Origin of the sequence: Paenibacillus sp. KACC 21273 (assembly GCF_028736095.1) — a bacterium.
Taxonomy (GTDB): Bacteria; Bacillota; Bacilli; order Paenibacillales; family Paenibacillaceae; genus Saccharibacillus; species Saccharibacillus kyungheensis.
In genome coordinates this window covers 344,863-361,638 of sequence record NZ_CP117876.1, presented here as the reverse complement: position 1 = coordinate 361,638, position 16,776 = coordinate 344,863, and the positions used below count along the sequence as shown (strand labels likewise).

At 42.1% G+C, this 16,776-nt stretch carries 11 protein-coding genes; 1 reads left to right on the top strand and 10 read right to left on the bottom strand.

The window, feature by feature from the left end; genetic code table 11:
- Window positions 1–32: 32 nt before the first annotated feature.
- Window positions 33–596, bottom strand: a complete 564-nt coding sequence (locus tag PQ460_RS01615) for an acyl-CoA thioesterase (RefSeq protein WP_274171550.1) — start codon at window positions 594–596, stop codon at window positions 33–35.
- A gap of 123 nt (window positions 597–719) precedes the next feature.
- Window positions 720–3,122 (bottom strand): TPM domain-containing protein, encoded by a 2,403-nt coding sequence (locus tag PQ460_RS01610; protein ID WP_274171549.1) that lies wholly within the window; start codon window positions 3,120–3,122, stop codon window positions 720–722.
- A gap of 169 nt (window positions 3,123–3,291) precedes the next feature.
- Between PQ460_RS01610 and PQ460_RS01605 the strand changes: the two genes are divergently transcribed.
- Window positions 3,292–3,933 (top strand): MOSC domain-containing protein, encoded by a 642-nt coding sequence (locus tag PQ460_RS01605; protein ID WP_274171548.1) that lies wholly within the window; start codon window positions 3,292–3,294, stop codon window positions 3,931–3,933.
- 79 nt (window positions 3,934–4,012) lie between these two features.
- Here the strand turns inward: PQ460_RS01605 and PQ460_RS01600 are convergent, their stop codons facing one another.
- The 8 genes from PQ460_RS01600 to PQ460_RS01565 all read right to left on the bottom strand — a co-directional run bounded on the left by PQ460_RS01600 (window position 4,013) and on the right by PQ460_RS01565 (window position 16,720).
- A complete protein-coding gene (locus PQ460_RS01600; RefSeq protein WP_274171547.1) occupies window positions 4,013–7,336 on the bottom strand; it encodes a beta-galactosidase, LacZ type in 3,324 nt (1,107 codons plus the stop codon).
- Window positions 7,337–7,360: 24 nt separating this feature from the next.
- The gene (locus PQ460_RS01595; protein ID WP_274171546.1) at window positions 7,361–9,121 is read right to left on the bottom strand and encodes a hypothetical protein; all 1,761 of its coding nucleotides are present in this window, start codon (window positions 9,119–9,121) and stop codon (window positions 7,361–7,363) included.
- A gap of 50 nt (window positions 9,122–9,171) precedes the next feature.
- Complete coding sequence (locus PQ460_RS01590; protein WP_274171545.1) at window positions 9,172–10,128, bottom strand: sugar phosphate isomerase/epimerase family protein; 957 nt, start codon at window positions 10,126–10,128, stop codon at window positions 9,172–9,174.
- Window positions 10,129–10,167: 39 nt separating this feature from the next.
- Window positions 10,168–11,088 carry a carbohydrate ABC transporter permease gene (locus PQ460_RS01585; protein WP_274171544.1) on the bottom strand — a complete coding sequence of 307 codons (921 nt, stop codon included), beginning with the start codon at window positions 11,086–11,088 and terminating at the stop codon, window positions 10,168–10,170.
- Complete coding sequence (locus tag PQ460_RS01580; RefSeq protein ID WP_371748239.1) at window positions 11,088–11,984, bottom strand: ABC transporter permease; 897 nt, start codon at window positions 11,982–11,984, stop codon at window positions 11,088–11,090. The genes PQ460_RS01585 and PQ460_RS01580 overlap by 1 nt, the downstream gene beginning before the upstream one ends.
- A 472-nt stretch (window positions 11,985–12,456) precedes the next feature.
- Complete coding sequence (locus PQ460_RS01575; protein WP_273614017.1) at window positions 12,457–14,070, bottom strand: extracellular solute-binding protein; 1,614 nt, start codon at window positions 14,068–14,070, stop codon at window positions 12,457–12,459.
- Window positions 14,071–14,563: 493 nt separating this feature from the next.
- The gene (locus PQ460_RS01570) at window positions 14,564–15,643 is read right to left on the bottom strand and encodes a Gfo/Idh/MocA family protein (protein WP_274171543.1); all 1,080 of its coding nucleotides are present in this window, start codon (window positions 15,641–15,643) and stop codon (window positions 14,564–14,566) included.
- An 81-nt stretch (window positions 15,644–15,724) separates the two neighbouring features.
- The gene (locus tag PQ460_RS01565) at window positions 15,725–16,720 is read right to left on the bottom strand and encodes an AraC family transcriptional regulator (RefSeq protein ID WP_274171542.1); all 996 of its coding nucleotides are present in this window, start codon (window positions 16,718–16,720) and stop codon (window positions 15,725–15,727) included.
- Window positions 16,721–16,776 lie beyond the last annotated feature (56 nt).

Genomic DNA, 16,776 nt, shown 5'->3' with positions numbered 1-16,776 from the left:
CTAGTTGAGATAGAGTGTACAGGCTTTTGTTGTTATTCCCAGGGATATTCGGTAGTGAGGTAATCGGCAAATTCTTTGCTTTCTTCTCTGCGTTGGCGACGCATCGCTGCTCGTGAAGGTGCAGTTTCGTGTAATTTGCGTTCTTCTTCCGTTTCTGGAATCACTGTCGGTACTTGCACTTTATGATTGTCTTCGCCGATCGCTACAAAGGTAAGAAAGGCGGTGGCTGCAATGCGTTTCTCCCCTGTTTTGAGGTCTTCGCGTATCACTTTCACAAAAATCTCCATCGAACTGCGACCTGTCCATGTGACAAACGATTCTAGCGTAACCGAATCGGTCGGATTGATCGGATACAGAAAATCGACAGAGTCTGTAGAAGCGGTGACTGTATCTACACGACATAATTTGGAAGCCGTAATCGAAGCAATATCATCGATATATGACATCAATTTACCGCCAAATAATGTATTATGATTGTTCACATCGGTCGGGAATACACGGGATGTTTTAAAACAACGTGTTTCTCTTACATATTTACTTTCGACTTGTTGCGGTGTGGTCGGTTGACCTTGTCCCGCTTGAGATGACTGATCCATTGTTCTACCTCCCTATACTGATATCATCGTCTTTAGACTTGCTAGCTATCCTTATCATAGTCTTCTCTATGACGTGTTTGCAAATATAGCTTTCAGAAAATATACAATGAATCAGCAAAACATTTACCATTTCGATGAACCTGATGAACGGCTACTGCCTCCGCTCCAACTGGAACTGCTAGACGAACGACTTCCTCCACCGGATGATGAACCGCCTGAACCTCCGCCGGATGAACGCTGACGGCGCTTGCGCTCTTGCTCCTGATCATAGATCGCTTTGTATTCGAGAGCGATAAATTGCAGTATACTTTCGCCTTCTTGCGCCTTTTGTTGGGCTTGTACAAAATAACCTTGACTGACCAGTTGCTGTAATTCTTCGATCAGTACATGAAGCATCGGAACATGGGTGGTAATCGCTGTTGTAAAATAACGAGCAGACAAATTCCGGTGTTCTTGTAGTAGCCCTTCGATCGCTTCCACAGCTTCTTGACGTTGTCTGGTCAGCTCTTCTACACGATCTACAAAAATCTTGGTACAGGTTGCCGCGTGCTCTACAGCTTCTTTGACTTTCGACATATTAAGCAAGCTTCCACTTAGGATCTGCTGTGCTTGTTCTAGAGCATCATAGCTAGTCGCTTGTACTTGCTGGGTATCGTCAGGATGAACTCTAATCGCTGCTTGCTGTTCATTAGCACGTTGATAATCTGCCTGTAGATTTGCCAAGCGCTGTTTCTCACTTTGCTTCTGATTGTCTAACAGGTCTTTGTAGCTTGTAATCTCGGTACGCAATTCCTCCATCCGAGATAACGACTCTCTCACTTGTTCGCTCCATATATTGGCTTGACGATACTGTTGGATTTGGTCATGTAGTGCATTTACCATTTGCGGAGTCAGTATATTAACTTCACCTTGTCTTTTCTGAATTTCTTGATAACGAGCCCCTTGTTCTTGAATATGAATATTGGCATACTCTCCTTGCAGACGACTGACTTCCTGATTATATACTTCAGGCATTGTGCGAAAGTCTGTCATTTGCTGTTGCGCCATCGTCAATGTCTTGTTGGACTCATCCCGAAAACGAATCAGATCACTTACCACCTGACGGGCTTCTGCAATATCTTGCTCGATAATGGTCATACTTTGACGGATCAATTCTACATTACCGCCTGCTAGCAATTGAGTTAGCCTGATTTCTTCAGCTCGTGCATGTTCTAGCAAACGGAAAGGATCGTCTACCGTTAATTTAAGCTTTTCCCGTTCGACAATCGGACGTAATTCGTGTTCGGTATTGTCGATCTCGGCAGTATACCTTTGACTGCGTTGCACCCATTCTCCATACAGACGGATATCTTCTAACAGAACATCTAACCATTGATCTGCACGTTCAGCCGGTTCTTTGGCTTTGATAAAATCGAATTCATCCAACTGATCAGCTTCTTGTAAAATATGTTCAATCGTAGCGATTCGATCTTTCATCGCGGTCAGTGGATACTGGTATTGCTTTTCCAGATTCGCTACTGTCTGTTTCACTTGTTCCAGATTGACTTTGGATGCTTCAACCATTCCCCGTACAGTACGCGATAACTCATCTATTTCTTGATGATGTTTTTGGACATTTGCCATATCGGTTGCCCACTCGGTCTGTTGTTGTTCGATCTGTTCGAGATCGGTAGCCGACTTTTTCACAGAACCGATTGAGATGCGAACTGCGTCTATCTGTTGCTGTAAAATAGCGATATGTGCATGTTCTTTCATCAATTGTGCTTGCAACTGTTCGATCATTTCTTTGGTCTGTCCGGTTACAAATCCCATTTCTAACTCTTTGAACAGATCAGATACGATCAAGCTATTGAGTGAGGTTGCAATCTGATCGTGCTGTACTTGTATCTGCTGACGGCGAGTTCGGAGCTTGCCTATCTGATTTAAGCGAATAATCAACCAGATCAAAAACCAGATCAGCGCAATCCCACCGATTAATAATGCAATCGCTGAACCCCAGTTTAATCCGACTTGTGCTAACTTTTGTGAAATGACTGTCGTGAATGGAACATGATTGATGTATTTATTAACTGCCAGCACACCGCCTACAATATCGCCATCTTGGGCAGAGGGGACAAATTCGTTATCGGTTACACCTTGTACCGTGCGCTCATTGCTATTTGCAATTTTGTTAGCGAGTACTGCATTTTGAAATACCAGATGGACGTAATTCGGATTGGTTGTAATAACAAGTACAATATCGTTTTTGTCCAAATTGGAGCGGTCGTAAATCTGATTGGCATAAGCCAGCCCTTGGGCTTCATCCATACCTGTAGCTGTATTCACATACATCTGGTATTCTTGCCCGCTCAGTTCTGTATTAAGCTTGTCGATCTCACTACTGCTGAATAGTCCTGCGTCATCCCGTACAAATCCTTGTTGCTGTGCACTATAAGCAATCCCTGTCATACTTTGCGAGATCAACCAGCATACTAGCAATAACGGAAGCCATATGTTGAATTTGAATGTGCGTTTGTCTATCTTCATCTATCATTTCCTTTCTTCCCTGCTCAAAGGGGAGCCTTTAACAAAAAGGATATTTTGCTGAAAGAGATGTTCTAATAAAGTGGCTTATATTATGATAGAACACATAACAATATCTGTAATGCAATCCCAATCTGGAGGAAATGATCTTATGGTGAACCCTACTATATCTATGTTACCAAAATTATGTTCGTTAAACACAGCATTACCTGTAAATGTAGAGTGGAATAACAAATCCGTCTATACCGGATTTATCAAACGCCCTTCTACTCAATCATTACCCATTAGTTCGCAAGGGATTGAAGGAGATGGTCAAGGCGATCTCAAAAATCATGGTGGCCCTGACAAAGCCGCTTGTGTCTATTCCCAAGATCATTATGCTTGGTGGGCCAAAGAAATGGATCGTCCTTTTGAAGCGGGGGCTTTTGGGGAGAATTTTACAGTCACTGGATTGACTGAAGATGTGGTATGTATTGGAGATGTATATCGAATCGGAACAGCTATCGTACAGGTCAGTCAGCCCCGTCAGCCTTGCTTCAAGTTATCTGCTCATCTGGAACGTAAAGAAATGATCATGCGCGTACGGGAAACCGGATATTCTGGATTTTATTTTCGTGTATTGGAACATGGGGTCGTGCAAGCTGGAGATGAATTTGAAATGATTCGCCGTGAAGGGAACGGAAGTACGATCGCCGCATGTAATCGGATACTGTATGATGAACGTGGTGATACCCCGGCTTTGCGTCAATTATTAGCGGAACCTGCTCTAGCAGAATCACTTCGTAAGCATTTGAGTAAACGGTTGGCAGATTGATTAGATGACAACTTTATACTACAACATAAGCAAAGAACCGCAAACGAGTACTTTCTCGCTTACGGTTCTTTGTATTATCCTATTTCACAATACCTTGCATTACATAACTATACGTATACGAACGATTCGCATACAGGCGATATTGTTCATGCGGTTCAGAACCCCAGCTATCGTCTCCGCCGACTCCTGTTTGCTTATCATTGATACGCACAACCGTATGTCCGCTGACAGGCAACTGGTAATGATGTGGTGCGGCTTCCAGTTCTGCTGGTGTATATGGAAGAACATTCAGTTCAACCAGAGGCAGACCAGTAATCTGTAAGCCAACTCCATCACGATTGGTAATTGTCGCTGAACGTACATCTACTTTATTTCCACATTCCTGTGGTTTGAGATACGGAGCCATCTGCTCGGCTACTGTTCCGGTATAGATGCCTACTTTACCACTCGATTGGCGATCCCAATACGTCTCATGAGGACCTAATCCATACCATGATAATTGATCAAAAGAAGCATCCATCATCAGCAACATGCCGATCTCTGGAATCTCAGGCAAGTCTTTGCCCGGGTTCAAGCGTTGAGTCACTTCTACACGCCCATCGGCAAAAATATGATAATCGACAAAGCATTGTGAATACCCTGCGGTTGGCAGTAAATATTCTACTTTGATAATAATAATATCTTGCGCTCGTGCCAGATCGACTTCAAAATGAACCAATTCTCGCTCATCTGACGCACTGCGCCATACGCCACTACGCTCATCCAGATGATTCCCACGATCATTGTCTGTCATCGCACGCCAGAAATGAGGAGCAGGGGCTTGAGCTAGCAATTGGACTTTGTTGATCTGATAAGACAACATCTCACCATTGGTTGAATCGAAAATGATCGAGAATCCTTCGCCATTGATCATAATCATACCTGCATGTTGTACAGCGACAAGGCTAGATTCACTAATCGGCTCAGGATCGTGCAATTCAGCATCATGATGAGAACCAAATGACAGCACAACAGGCAATGTAAATTGAGAAAATGCCACTTCATGACCGGCTTGCGCCCACAATTGATCTGCGCGAAGTACGACCGATAATGTCAAAATATATTCTACCCCTGGAGCACGTGGAATCTGCTTCAATTCGGGTAAAGTGACTGTAACATTCTGCCCTGGTGCACAGATAACACCATTTAATACACCATGATCAGCAGGTTGTCCATTGGCGGTTAAGACCCATTTGAAATCAAATTCTTCTAACGAAGTAAACAAATACTGATTCGTTAATTCAACTTCAATCACCGCTTCACCTGCGGACAAATGTTTGGTTGTAATGACCGCATTCGATTCTAATCCATCATCTACAGGATGATCTTCACCCAATCGCCAGTTAAATTTCACCTGTTCATAACATTTCTTCACTTCAGCAAGCTTCGCAGATACGGTACGATCTGCAAAAATCAGACCATCGCCACAGAAATTGCCATCATGAGGACTCTCGCCAAAGTCACCACCATATGCTAGATACGTAGTTCCGTCTTCAGTCTGTGTCTGAATCGCTTGATCGATCCAATCCCAGATAAATCCGCCTTGTAATACTTCGTAACGATCGAACAATTTCCAGTATTCTGCTAAACCGCCACAAGAGTTCCCCATCGCATGACTGTATTCACAGAGGATAAACGGCTTGGTTGGATTGTGTTGAGCATATTTCTCGATCTCACGAATATGCGTATACATCTGACTTTCGATATCAGAAGCATCTTCAGAAGGACGATAATGGAATACGCCTTCATAATGCACTACTCGTGATGGATCAGCTTTGCGTAAAAAGTCAGCCATATGCAAGAAATTATCGCCACCAAATGATTCATTACCGAGCGACCAGATTACGATGGACGGGTGATTTTTATCTCTTTGGAACATCGAATTGGTACGATCTAACACATTATATGTCCAATCCGGGTTGCTACCTGGCACGGTATTGAGCAGTTCTTTTTGCCCGTACGTCCAAGCGCCATGACTTTCCAGATTGACTTCATCGATCACATACAATCCATATTGATTACACAGCTCATACCAGAGCGGATGATTCGGATAATGAGAAGTCCGTACAGCATTGATATTGTACGATTTCATTAACTGAATATCTGCAATCATATCTTCACGTGTGATCGCACGTCCTGTCACCGCATTGAATTCATGACGGTTAACCCCTTTAAAGACTACAGTTTTCCCGTTGATCTTCATCACATTGCCTTCGATTGCAAATGTGCGGAAGCCCACCTGACAACCTGTATAATGAATAATATGACCGTTGGTATCTTTAAGCGTCAGCACCAGATAGTAGAGATGTGGCGCTTCTGCACTCCATTTCAATGGATTTATCACATTCGCAGACAACTGAATCTGTGTGCGATGAATATCTCCGCCTTCTAATCCTTCGGTGGCATTAAACGGAAACGAAACCGGGCTACTTAATGGAAGATCCCAAAGTGGATTGCGATCAGCATCATACAATTGCGCATGAATACTGTACGATTCTTTGGCTACATCGGTAAAACGTAGACTGTCTGTTGGATCAGGACGAGCCATTGCCGAACCGGAATGATGCAAAGTAAGATCGACGGTTAATTGTGCGTCCTGAAACTGTTGATCCAGATCAGTATGTACAAAGAAGTCTTGAATATGCGTATCAGGCAACGCATATAGATAAACATCTCTAAAAATACCGCTCAAGCGCCAAAAGTCTTGATCTTCTAACCAGCTACTATCACACCAACGATAGACTTCTACCGCTAATTTATTTTCGCCTGCTTGTAAATAAGGAGTCAGATCAAATTCAGCCGGAGTGAACGAATCTTCACTATAACCGACTAGATCGCCATTTACCCAGATATAAAAAGCAGATTCTACACCTGCAAAATGGATATAGACTGAACCTTTTTCCTGCCAATCTTGAGGCACAGAGAATGTCCGTACATATGAACCGACAGGATTGAATTGGGTCGGTGCTTCCGGTGGTTGAATATCTTCATGTCCATCCCACGGATAACGTACATTGGTATAATGAGGGGCATCATACCCATGCATTTGCCAGTGTGCAGGTACAGGAATCGTGTTCCATGTACTGGTGTCATACTCTTTTTTATAAAAATCAACAATACGCTGATCTGGATTTTCAGCCCAAGCGAATTGCCATGTTCCATTTAGGGATTGGTAATAGGGTGAATCTGCGATTTCTCCATTTAAAGTCTGTTCTACCGAATCATACGGAATCACAGATGCATGCGCATCTAGACGATTGAGACGGAAAATGCCGGGATTGCGGTTCCATTCAGGAAACCCGTTCGGTGGAGCGGTATACGTATACTTTTGGTTACGCAAATCAATCACCTCTTTAGTCGACATAGTTGTAGATGTATATAGATCTGATCATACATCTGTACCGGGTAAGAGACGAATCCCTATTCTGTGCACAAAAGGAGTCATTACATTGACAAGTAACGTCTGACAATCGCGCGGATACGAAGCTTCTCGTACACTGCTAGCGGTATGTTGCAGACATCCACCTGTTAATTCCATCATGTCATTTCCTTGCTGAACAACAACCGTTCCTGCTGACCATAACTGGGATTCAGGAGTGATCTGCTCTAATTGCCCATCGACCGCTGTAATGATCGCTTGCTGGTCGAACACCAACGATAGCTGTGTCATCACATCTGGAGGCTCATTAGAAATAATTTCTAGATCCAATCCATGTTCCAATTCGGTAATACGCACTTCCAATGTATAGGTCTGCGTATGAGTAGAAATACGGTGTTGATGAGGAAGCAAATACCACGGACTCACTGTTGCTTGTGCAGAAGCAGGTAGTTCATGCTCGGGTACACAACTATTGTAACCCTTTTCATACGTCGCTGTCATTGTGAACCCATCTGCTGTTGGTGTTAAAGATTGCATCGGCACAAAGCCCGGACCAAAATACGAAGCGATCTGTACACCAAGCAATCGTACTTGTCCGTATCTGATCGCTAGCAAAGAAGACGTTTCTGTCATCATCGTGATACTGGTATCCCCTTCACGAATCCGCATGACAGGTGCACCAAAATCCAAATGAGGACGACTGTAGTGAATCTGTCCATAGCCTACTTTTGCAATCTGTTTGATATACTGGTGACGATCAAATGAACCGTTAATCATTTTGCGATAATGGGTTGGCAAATCTGTCGCCAGCACAGGTGTACCTTCATCTGGATATAACAGCATGCCTACCAATGGATTGTTAGCACTGCTTGGTGGACGAGCAGTGGTCTGTAACGCTTGTTCGGCTAATGCTGTCATCGCCGCAAATTGAGGATTCTGATCAATGATCGTCATTAAATAATAAGACAGCATATAACTATCCAGTGTAAAATTCTGTCCAAAATCTTGACGACCCGAATAATCCGTTACAATTTCTCCTGAAGGATGGATCAGATAGATCATCATCTCTAGATTCGCTCGCACTGGCTCTAGCAATTCAGGCTTGTCTAACAAGCGAGCCGTATGAATAAACATCACATCACTTACCGCATTGTAAATACCGTTACTACGCTCTGTCCATTCTCCGTCTGGAGTGATATCTATTCCTTCTGCTAACCATTGTTCTGCTCGCTCTAGCAATCTGGGATCACCGAATAATCGATACAAATAACTAAGTGCCGCTGATAATACCCAGCGATGATTAGGCGTATGACAACCACCTGTTATCATTACTGGAATCGTTTGCTTGAGAAATAACAATATACGACTAGCTACCGGAGCATTTTTACTCCAATCGTCCTGTTCTAAGAGCAGATACAATTGCGAATATCCTACCACGACAAAAGCTGTATCTGGAGGCGAATGAAAATTAGTCCACCCCGGAGAGATGGACCCATCGTCATGTTGAAAAGCAAGCATATACTGAGCCGCATATTCAAGTCGCTCTAACACTTGTTCACTATGATAGTAAGCTGAGGAAGGATTAACTAATGCCGCTCCCCAGATCGCCATCCATACCGGTGTACCTGCATGATGATTCGGCCAGGCAATTCCATTTTCAGGATCAACGACTCCACCAAAAGATCGATGATCTCGATCCAAAATCTGTCCAGCCATACCTTGTTCTACCCATAGATCATTGATATTCACCAGTTGCTTGCTCACCGCCATACCTATTCCCTCCTTGCTTTTGATCTGCTCTGTATACAATATAGTATGCTCTATTTTATAAGGTAACGTTCCTGAATTTTGCTGATCAATAACTGATGACTGGCTTCAATCTCTTCTGGTTGACAAGCGGCTTTCAATTCATATACTTTGACAGGAGCCGCGTCGATAATATCGAGAAATCGATCAAAAAAAGTCATGTCTTTACTATGAATATACGGACACCAGTGATCGGATAATCCTAATGTCTCATGAATATGCACGCCGATAATATCCTCTTTCATAGCGTTCGCTTCTTCTGCATTGTGATACAATCCCATCCGATCCATCATCATGCCATGACCGATATCGTACCAGAGATAGACAGGCGCACCTTGCATACGATCACGTATCTTTTTCGCTTCAGATAATGTAGGCATTTGATAACAACGAGAACGGGTCTCGATTCCAAATGCTACATCGTACCCTTTGGATAATACACGATCGCACACTTCCTCTAAACTGTGCTGAATCCGTTCTAAATAATGCTCGGATAGACGTTCACGACGCTCAATCATTTCCGACCATAGCTGTTGATAAGCAGGCGAGTCTTTGCCTTGTTCGTGATAAATTCCTTTTAACGTCTCATCAATATTGGTTGCAAACGGAACTTCGCCGGGATGCACTACAACAGCTTTAGCACCATAACGATGAGCATATTCAGCCGATTTTACCAGTAAATCGATCGCTTTGTGCCGTTTTTCTTCATCATCGAACCCGAGCAATACCGAATCAGTTCCATAATCAGGATCAGGCGTATGTGGAAATGTATTATGCACACTGGAGATACCGATCAAGCCACGTTCAATCATCGGCTCAATCGTCTGCAACATCTCGGTAGTCACATTGTAATTCAGCTCTACCTGCTGAAATCCAAGCTCTTGAATCTCAGCGATCATCTCTGCTCCACTGTTATGACGCTTAATATTCCAGCATGTTGAAAACGAATATTCCCCTTTGGATGTAAGCATATAGACTCCTTTCTTCAACCCATTTGAAATATCAGATATTTATCCCTTAACTGCTCCTAACATCACTCCACTGACAAAATAACGTTGCAACCAAGGATAGACAATTAGAATCGGAATCGTTGCAAAAATAACACTGGCGGCTTTTAGACTTTCTGGCATCATTTGCGCTGAACCGACTACTTCATTGCGCATCAATTCGCTAGCCATATTATTTTGGATCAATTGATATAATTTGAGCTGTAATGGATATAGATCAGGGCTATTAATGTACATTAATGTATCCATAAATCCATTCCAGCGCCCGACCGCATAGAAAAGGCTTAATGTAGCAATCACCGGTAACGATAATGGTAAAATAATGCGCCATAAAGTATAAAAGTGACTGCTTCCATCCATTTCAGCTGCTTCTTCCAGACTCTCCGGAATATTACGGAAAAAGGAAATCATAATAATCAGATAAAAAGGACTGATCAATCCCGGTAAAATCAATGCCCACATCGTATCCAGCAAATGTAGATTACGCACCAGAATATACTCAGGAATAATACCGCCGCTGAAAAACATCGTAATAATAATCAAGACCATAAAAAATCCGCGTCCTTTGAGATTGGACTTGGACAATGGATACCCCGCCGTAATCGTCATCGCCATACAAAGGATCGTGAAAATAACGGTCAGCATCACCGTAAAGCCAAGCGAACGAATCATCGACACATCGCTAAATACTTTGACATACGCTTCTGTCGTCCACTCTACTGGAAATAGCGATACTTCGCCTGACATAATCGGACGAGCTGAACTAAGAGAGATCGCTAGAATATGAATAAATGGAATCAGACAGACCAGCACGACAATACTAAGTAAGGTGATATTCACAATATCAAAAATCCGATCACCTTTACTGGTTGTCGTTTTGGCTTTGACCGCAGTCGTTTTGCTGATATCGGCTATTTTCTCCATTAGAGTATCCCCTCTCCTGTCGATTTCTTAGATGCGTAATTCGCACCGAGTACAAATATCAATCCAACAACAGCTTGGAAAAGTCCAACAACGGTAGCTAGTGTATATTGACCGGATTCTAGACCGATCCGATATACAAATGTACTGAGTACATCCGAGTAATCTTGTACGGCTACATTTCCAATTACAAACGGACGTTCAAATCCGATCGTAACCATATTGCCTAGATTAATAATCAACAATGTAATAATCGTTGTTTTGAGGCCGGGTAATGTAATATGCCATATGCGCTTGAGTCGTCCTGCTCCATCCATATCTGCGGCTTCATACAGTTCTTTGTTGATACCTGTCAAAGCAGCTAAGTACAAAATCGTGCCCCAGCCGGCACTTTGCCATACTCCTGTTAGCAAGTACGTCACTAACCAGTAATTCGGATCGGTTAAAAAAGGGATCGGCTGAAAGCCAAGTGCCATCCACATATTGTTTACGAATCCTGATTGCGTACCGAACACTTGATAAACAATTCCTCCGATAATCACCCATGAGATAAAATGCGGAATATACAGAATAGTCTGTGATAACTTTTTGAACCAGACCGCTTTGACTTCATACAACATAATTGCTAATAATAACGGCGCTGGAAAAGAAACCAACAGATCTAGAAAGTTCAGCATTAATGTATTACGCAATGTTTTGTAGAAATCCTGATTTTGAAAAACTTCGCGGAAAGCATCCCAACCGATCCATTCACTATCGTTAATTCCTTGAAAAAAGTTAAAGTCTTTAAAAGCAATCTGAATACCGTACATCGGTCCGTATTTGAATGTTAAAAAATAAGCAATCGGTAAAATGAGCAGGAAATACAACTGCCAGTATCTGCGGAGGTAAGTAGACATTCTCACGTTGGTACTCCCCTTTCATTAAGATGGTGTGGAAAAACCTTCACTTTGGGTTGGGTGGAAATGTGCTAGGGTGATGGGAAAGCGCTTCGTGAACGGATTCTTTCTTGGCGTCGCTGGTAAGATCGGATATCTTGATTTGACCGCTGGGCGGTCGATATCCGAGTCTTAAAGGCGACTTTCAGAAAGAATCTGTTCACTACGCTTGGTGGTGAGAGCACATTTCTTTTAAAGATGGCGTTGCGGTTTTTGCACATTGGGTGGGTGTAGCAAGTTTGGCTTTGGATTAGAAAGTGAATTGCAATGGTTGAAAGAATGATTTGATTTTGGAGATTCCTTGCGCTATTTATTTCAAAATTTAGTGATGAATAATTGGGTTGAATCCATTTGAGAAATTTGTAGAACAGTATCCTTATTTTCCTGATATGAATGTACGGAATTTTTGAACAAGGTAGGTGAGCTTTATTTATTATTTAGCGCCTTGTTCTTGGAATACTTTGGTGCGTTCGTCTAGGATGGCTTGTCCGCCGCTGCTCATATAGTCTTTGAGTAAGGATTCGTAGACGGTGTCAAATTGAGCGGTTGGAGCCATTGTTGCTTTGACGATCAGTTGATTGTATTTGTCTTGCAGTCCACTACCATATTTGGCTTCGGCTTTGATCGGTACGCTGAAGTTTACCGGTGGAATCGTATCGGTATTGGAGATTTCAACCGATTTACGCATAGCGGCTTGGTATTCTTCCGGTGTCTGCATAATATAAGCATTATTGTTTTGCTCTTCGGTTCCTACGATTTTACCGTTAGCGATAATAGCCATATCTCCGTAGTTATACAGGCGATTGGTAGCTTCTTCAGTTGCATCTTCTTTAGTAACTGGCACTCCATCTTTCATAGTGTAGTTCTCGCCTTCTACGCCATTTTGCATATCAAACAAATTTTTGTCCGAAGCCATCCAGTCTAAATATTTGATCGCTTCTACCGCTTTGGCGCTAGATTTGGGGATCATAATATACAGACCATTAGATGCATATTCAGGCTTAGCATGTTTGCCTTCATTGTTGGTAAATACATCGGTAGGCGTTAATGTAGCGCCTTTTACATTAGTTTGTAGATTTTTGTATGTGCCGTTATAGGTGAAATATAATTCACCTGCATCTTCGGTATAAAAGCCTACTTTACCGTTTTGCACATCTTGCCATAATTGCTTTTTATCTTCGTCCAGACCAAAGTCGGTACTGATTAGTTTTTCGTTATACAATTTGTTCATAAATTGCAGACCGTCTTTGAAGCCTGGCAACAAGGTAGGATAATCACTGGAACCTAACTTTTGTGTTAATGTATATTTTTGTTCATCACTTAATGGTTGTTGGACAAAAGACCATAATAATGGATCATATTGCGCAGGAGCAATCGTCATACCGAAAGGAATAAGACCGCTTCCTACTTTACCTGGATCTTTTTCTTGAAAAGCTTTGAGTGTGGTATACAGCTCATCCGTAGTCTGTGGCATCGGTAATTTCAGTTGATCTAACCAATCTTGACGGATATAAGAAGCATATTTGCCAAGCACTGATCGTTTGCCTGGAATCGCAAATTGTTTGCCTTCAATTTGTCCGTAAGCAAGGGTATCTTCCCCTAAGAACTTTTTGAGATTAGGTCCATATTGATTGAGCAAATCGGTCAGATCAGTTAGACCGCCTTGTTCAGCATAGCGATTGAATGTGCCTTGATCATAAGTAAATACGATATCCGGTACATCACCACCACTTGCCATTAATACATTTAACTTTTGCAATTCATCGGAACGAGGAACCGGTACATATTGCACATCAATTTTATTAGGTGTGCCAAAACGTTCATCCACTAACTTGGTCATATAGTTATTGCTGATGGTATAACCTGATGGAGAATTACCACGATCAAAAACTTCTACTTTTAAAATAGAACTTCCGTCTTCACTTGTGGCACCGCTGCTACTTTCATTGGAAGAACATCCCGCCAAAATGGTAATGCCTGCTAACACCATGGCTAACATAGAACTTGTTACACGTTTGCCCATTTTTCGATTTGGATCTTTTTTCATCTTCTCAACCCCTTTGTCAGCTTTTCTCCCTCATAACGTTTCTCTTTGTACAAAAAAGTCAGCATAATTATCATGTGTACCTTTTGGGATGTCCCCAGTATGGCATTTATAGCGATATTCAGACAATCAACTATTTTCCGAGTATAAACTTCATCAAAGAAAGCGGTATCATTTTGAATATCAACTGTATTCCGATGATCAACTATTTTCCGTATTGAGGTATGTGTTAGTTAAATTAACGTTAATCTCCTTATGTAGTTAAGGGAAAACATAAAAAAAGAACCTTTCCTACTCGATTGTGATCGAATAATTGAAAGATTCTTTGTATTTATTGCTTCGCTTAGATGGATTTAACGTAAGATATTTTGCTTCGCAAAAATCACTTCTTATTGGACTGGGTCGCGCTTATATTGCCAAGCGCTTGATGTAAGATATTTTGCTTCGCAAAAATCACTTCTTATTAAACTTGGGTCGCGCTTATATTGCCAAGCGCTTAAGGCAATACAATATCGACTTCTTTGCCCAATTCTGAAGAACGGAAAATACCATCAATAATTGCTTGATTCAAAATGATCTGTTCGCCAGAGATCGGAGCAGGTAATCCGTTAGCTACAGCATTGACGAAATCTTTGACTTTTTCATCAAATAAGTTCAGATCAGAACGTACACAAGGAATAGGCGTATGGGTTAAGCGACCACCGAGATCATGATATTTGGTAATCGTTCCTACACCTCCATCCCATACTCCTGACCACGGGCCTTCGCCATAAGGCGTAATTTTCATACCGGCATCGGTTCCGAGAAAACGGGTCGCTCCTAATGTATCCATATGCATTGCCCATGCGGTTTTAAATTGAAGCGTGATGCCACCTTCTAACCGAATCAGTGCTGCTCCAAAATCTTCTACATTGAAACTTTCAGCTTCAGGATGATACTTGGGATTGGTTCCAAAATGATTGGATACTGTAGCAGATACTGTTAACGGCTTCGGATGCCCTAGTGTATGAAGAGCAAGATCGAGAGAATAACAACCGATATCAGCAAGTGCTCCAGCTCCTGCTAATTCTTTGCGGATAAATGTCCCTTGTGGCATCCCTCTACGTCGACCACCGCCAACTTCAACATAATAAATTTTGCCTAGATTGCCGTCTTGAATATAATTGCGAATAAATTGCATATTGGGATCATACCGCGGCTGGAAACCGATCGATAGCATTTTTCCAGATTTTTTCGACATCTCTACCATTTCAACTGATTCTTGCAAGGTGACAGACATGGGCTTTTCCAGCAATACATTTTTACCTGCTGCAAGTGCATCCATGGTCGTCTGATAATGCGATACATTCGGTGTACAAATACTGACTCCATCTAATTCCTGTTCCAGTAAGACCAGATGATCTTCGTAAGCGTGTGCATGATTAAGATGATGTGTAGCAATAAACTGGCTCGCTCGATCCGGTACAATATCTGCTACACCTACAATTTCTACATTTTCCATCTGACGATACGCATTGACATGCATACGTGCAATACCGCCACTGCCGATAATACCTATACGAATGGTTGAGGTCATTTGCTATTCAGCTCCTGATCAAGTATTTTGCTGTGGCTTGTTGGTGATAGACATGTTGACGTTGCAGTAGATCATACGGTTTTATTCGTTGATCATCTGTTGAGCTTGTTCTTTGAAAGAACGCGGAGTCATTCCATACCTTTTTTTGAACACTAGATACAGATAATTTACATTTTCAAATCCGTTATCCAGTGCAATATGTTCAACCGTTTTGTTCCCTAGCCGTAGTTCAGTGCAAATATGGGTTAAACGAACTTCTTCGAGATAAGCGGTAAATGTGGCTGAAGTGTACTTTTGAAACACACGTTGTAACTGACGTTTGCTAATGCCTACTGTAGTCGCGACTTCTTCCAGTGCAATCGGAAACATATAATTATCCCGAATAAACTGACATGCCATCTGAAAATGAACTTCTGACGCTTCCCGGTGAGGTAATGTTAACCACGGTCGCTTTTCCTGATCGGAAGCATGCGCCGTTAGTAACATAATCTGAATAATACATTGCCGGATCGTCTCGTACACACCAGATTCATGATGAACAATCGCATCATAAGCACGATAAAAATGCGACATCGTTTGTCTGCGATCCATCATCGGACGTGCAGGCAAATTATACAATTGACGCACGCATTGCTCGGCTTCGGAGATTTCTTGTTCTTTGCCCCAATCAGCAGGTGTAGCAGAAGCCTTACTCTTATCATTGTCCATCTGTTCCAATGACGAATCAGTTGTTAACGGAACGATCTCCACATGTAGACATAATTCTTCAAGCGGATCATACATATCCATTTCTTGTGCATGAAGTACATCAGGCCCTGTTAAATAAAACATGCCTTCTTGCAAAAAATACGTCTGATCTTCCAGCACGACACTGCCTTTGCCAGAAGCAACAAAATGAAATTCAAATTCAGAATGTTTGTGAAATCCGATTTTGGCTCCAGGTGCAAATGAATTTAAATGAAAACGTAATACCCGAAAACCATAATTGCCCCAGCGAAATTTCAAATCTAGCTTTTCTAGCAAAAATGGCTTTTCACGCATCGGTTGTAACGGGACGAATCGTTCATTTTTGATCATGATCTTCGTCCTTTCTTCGATCAGAGATAAGGTACATTGATATACGGTAATGTCTG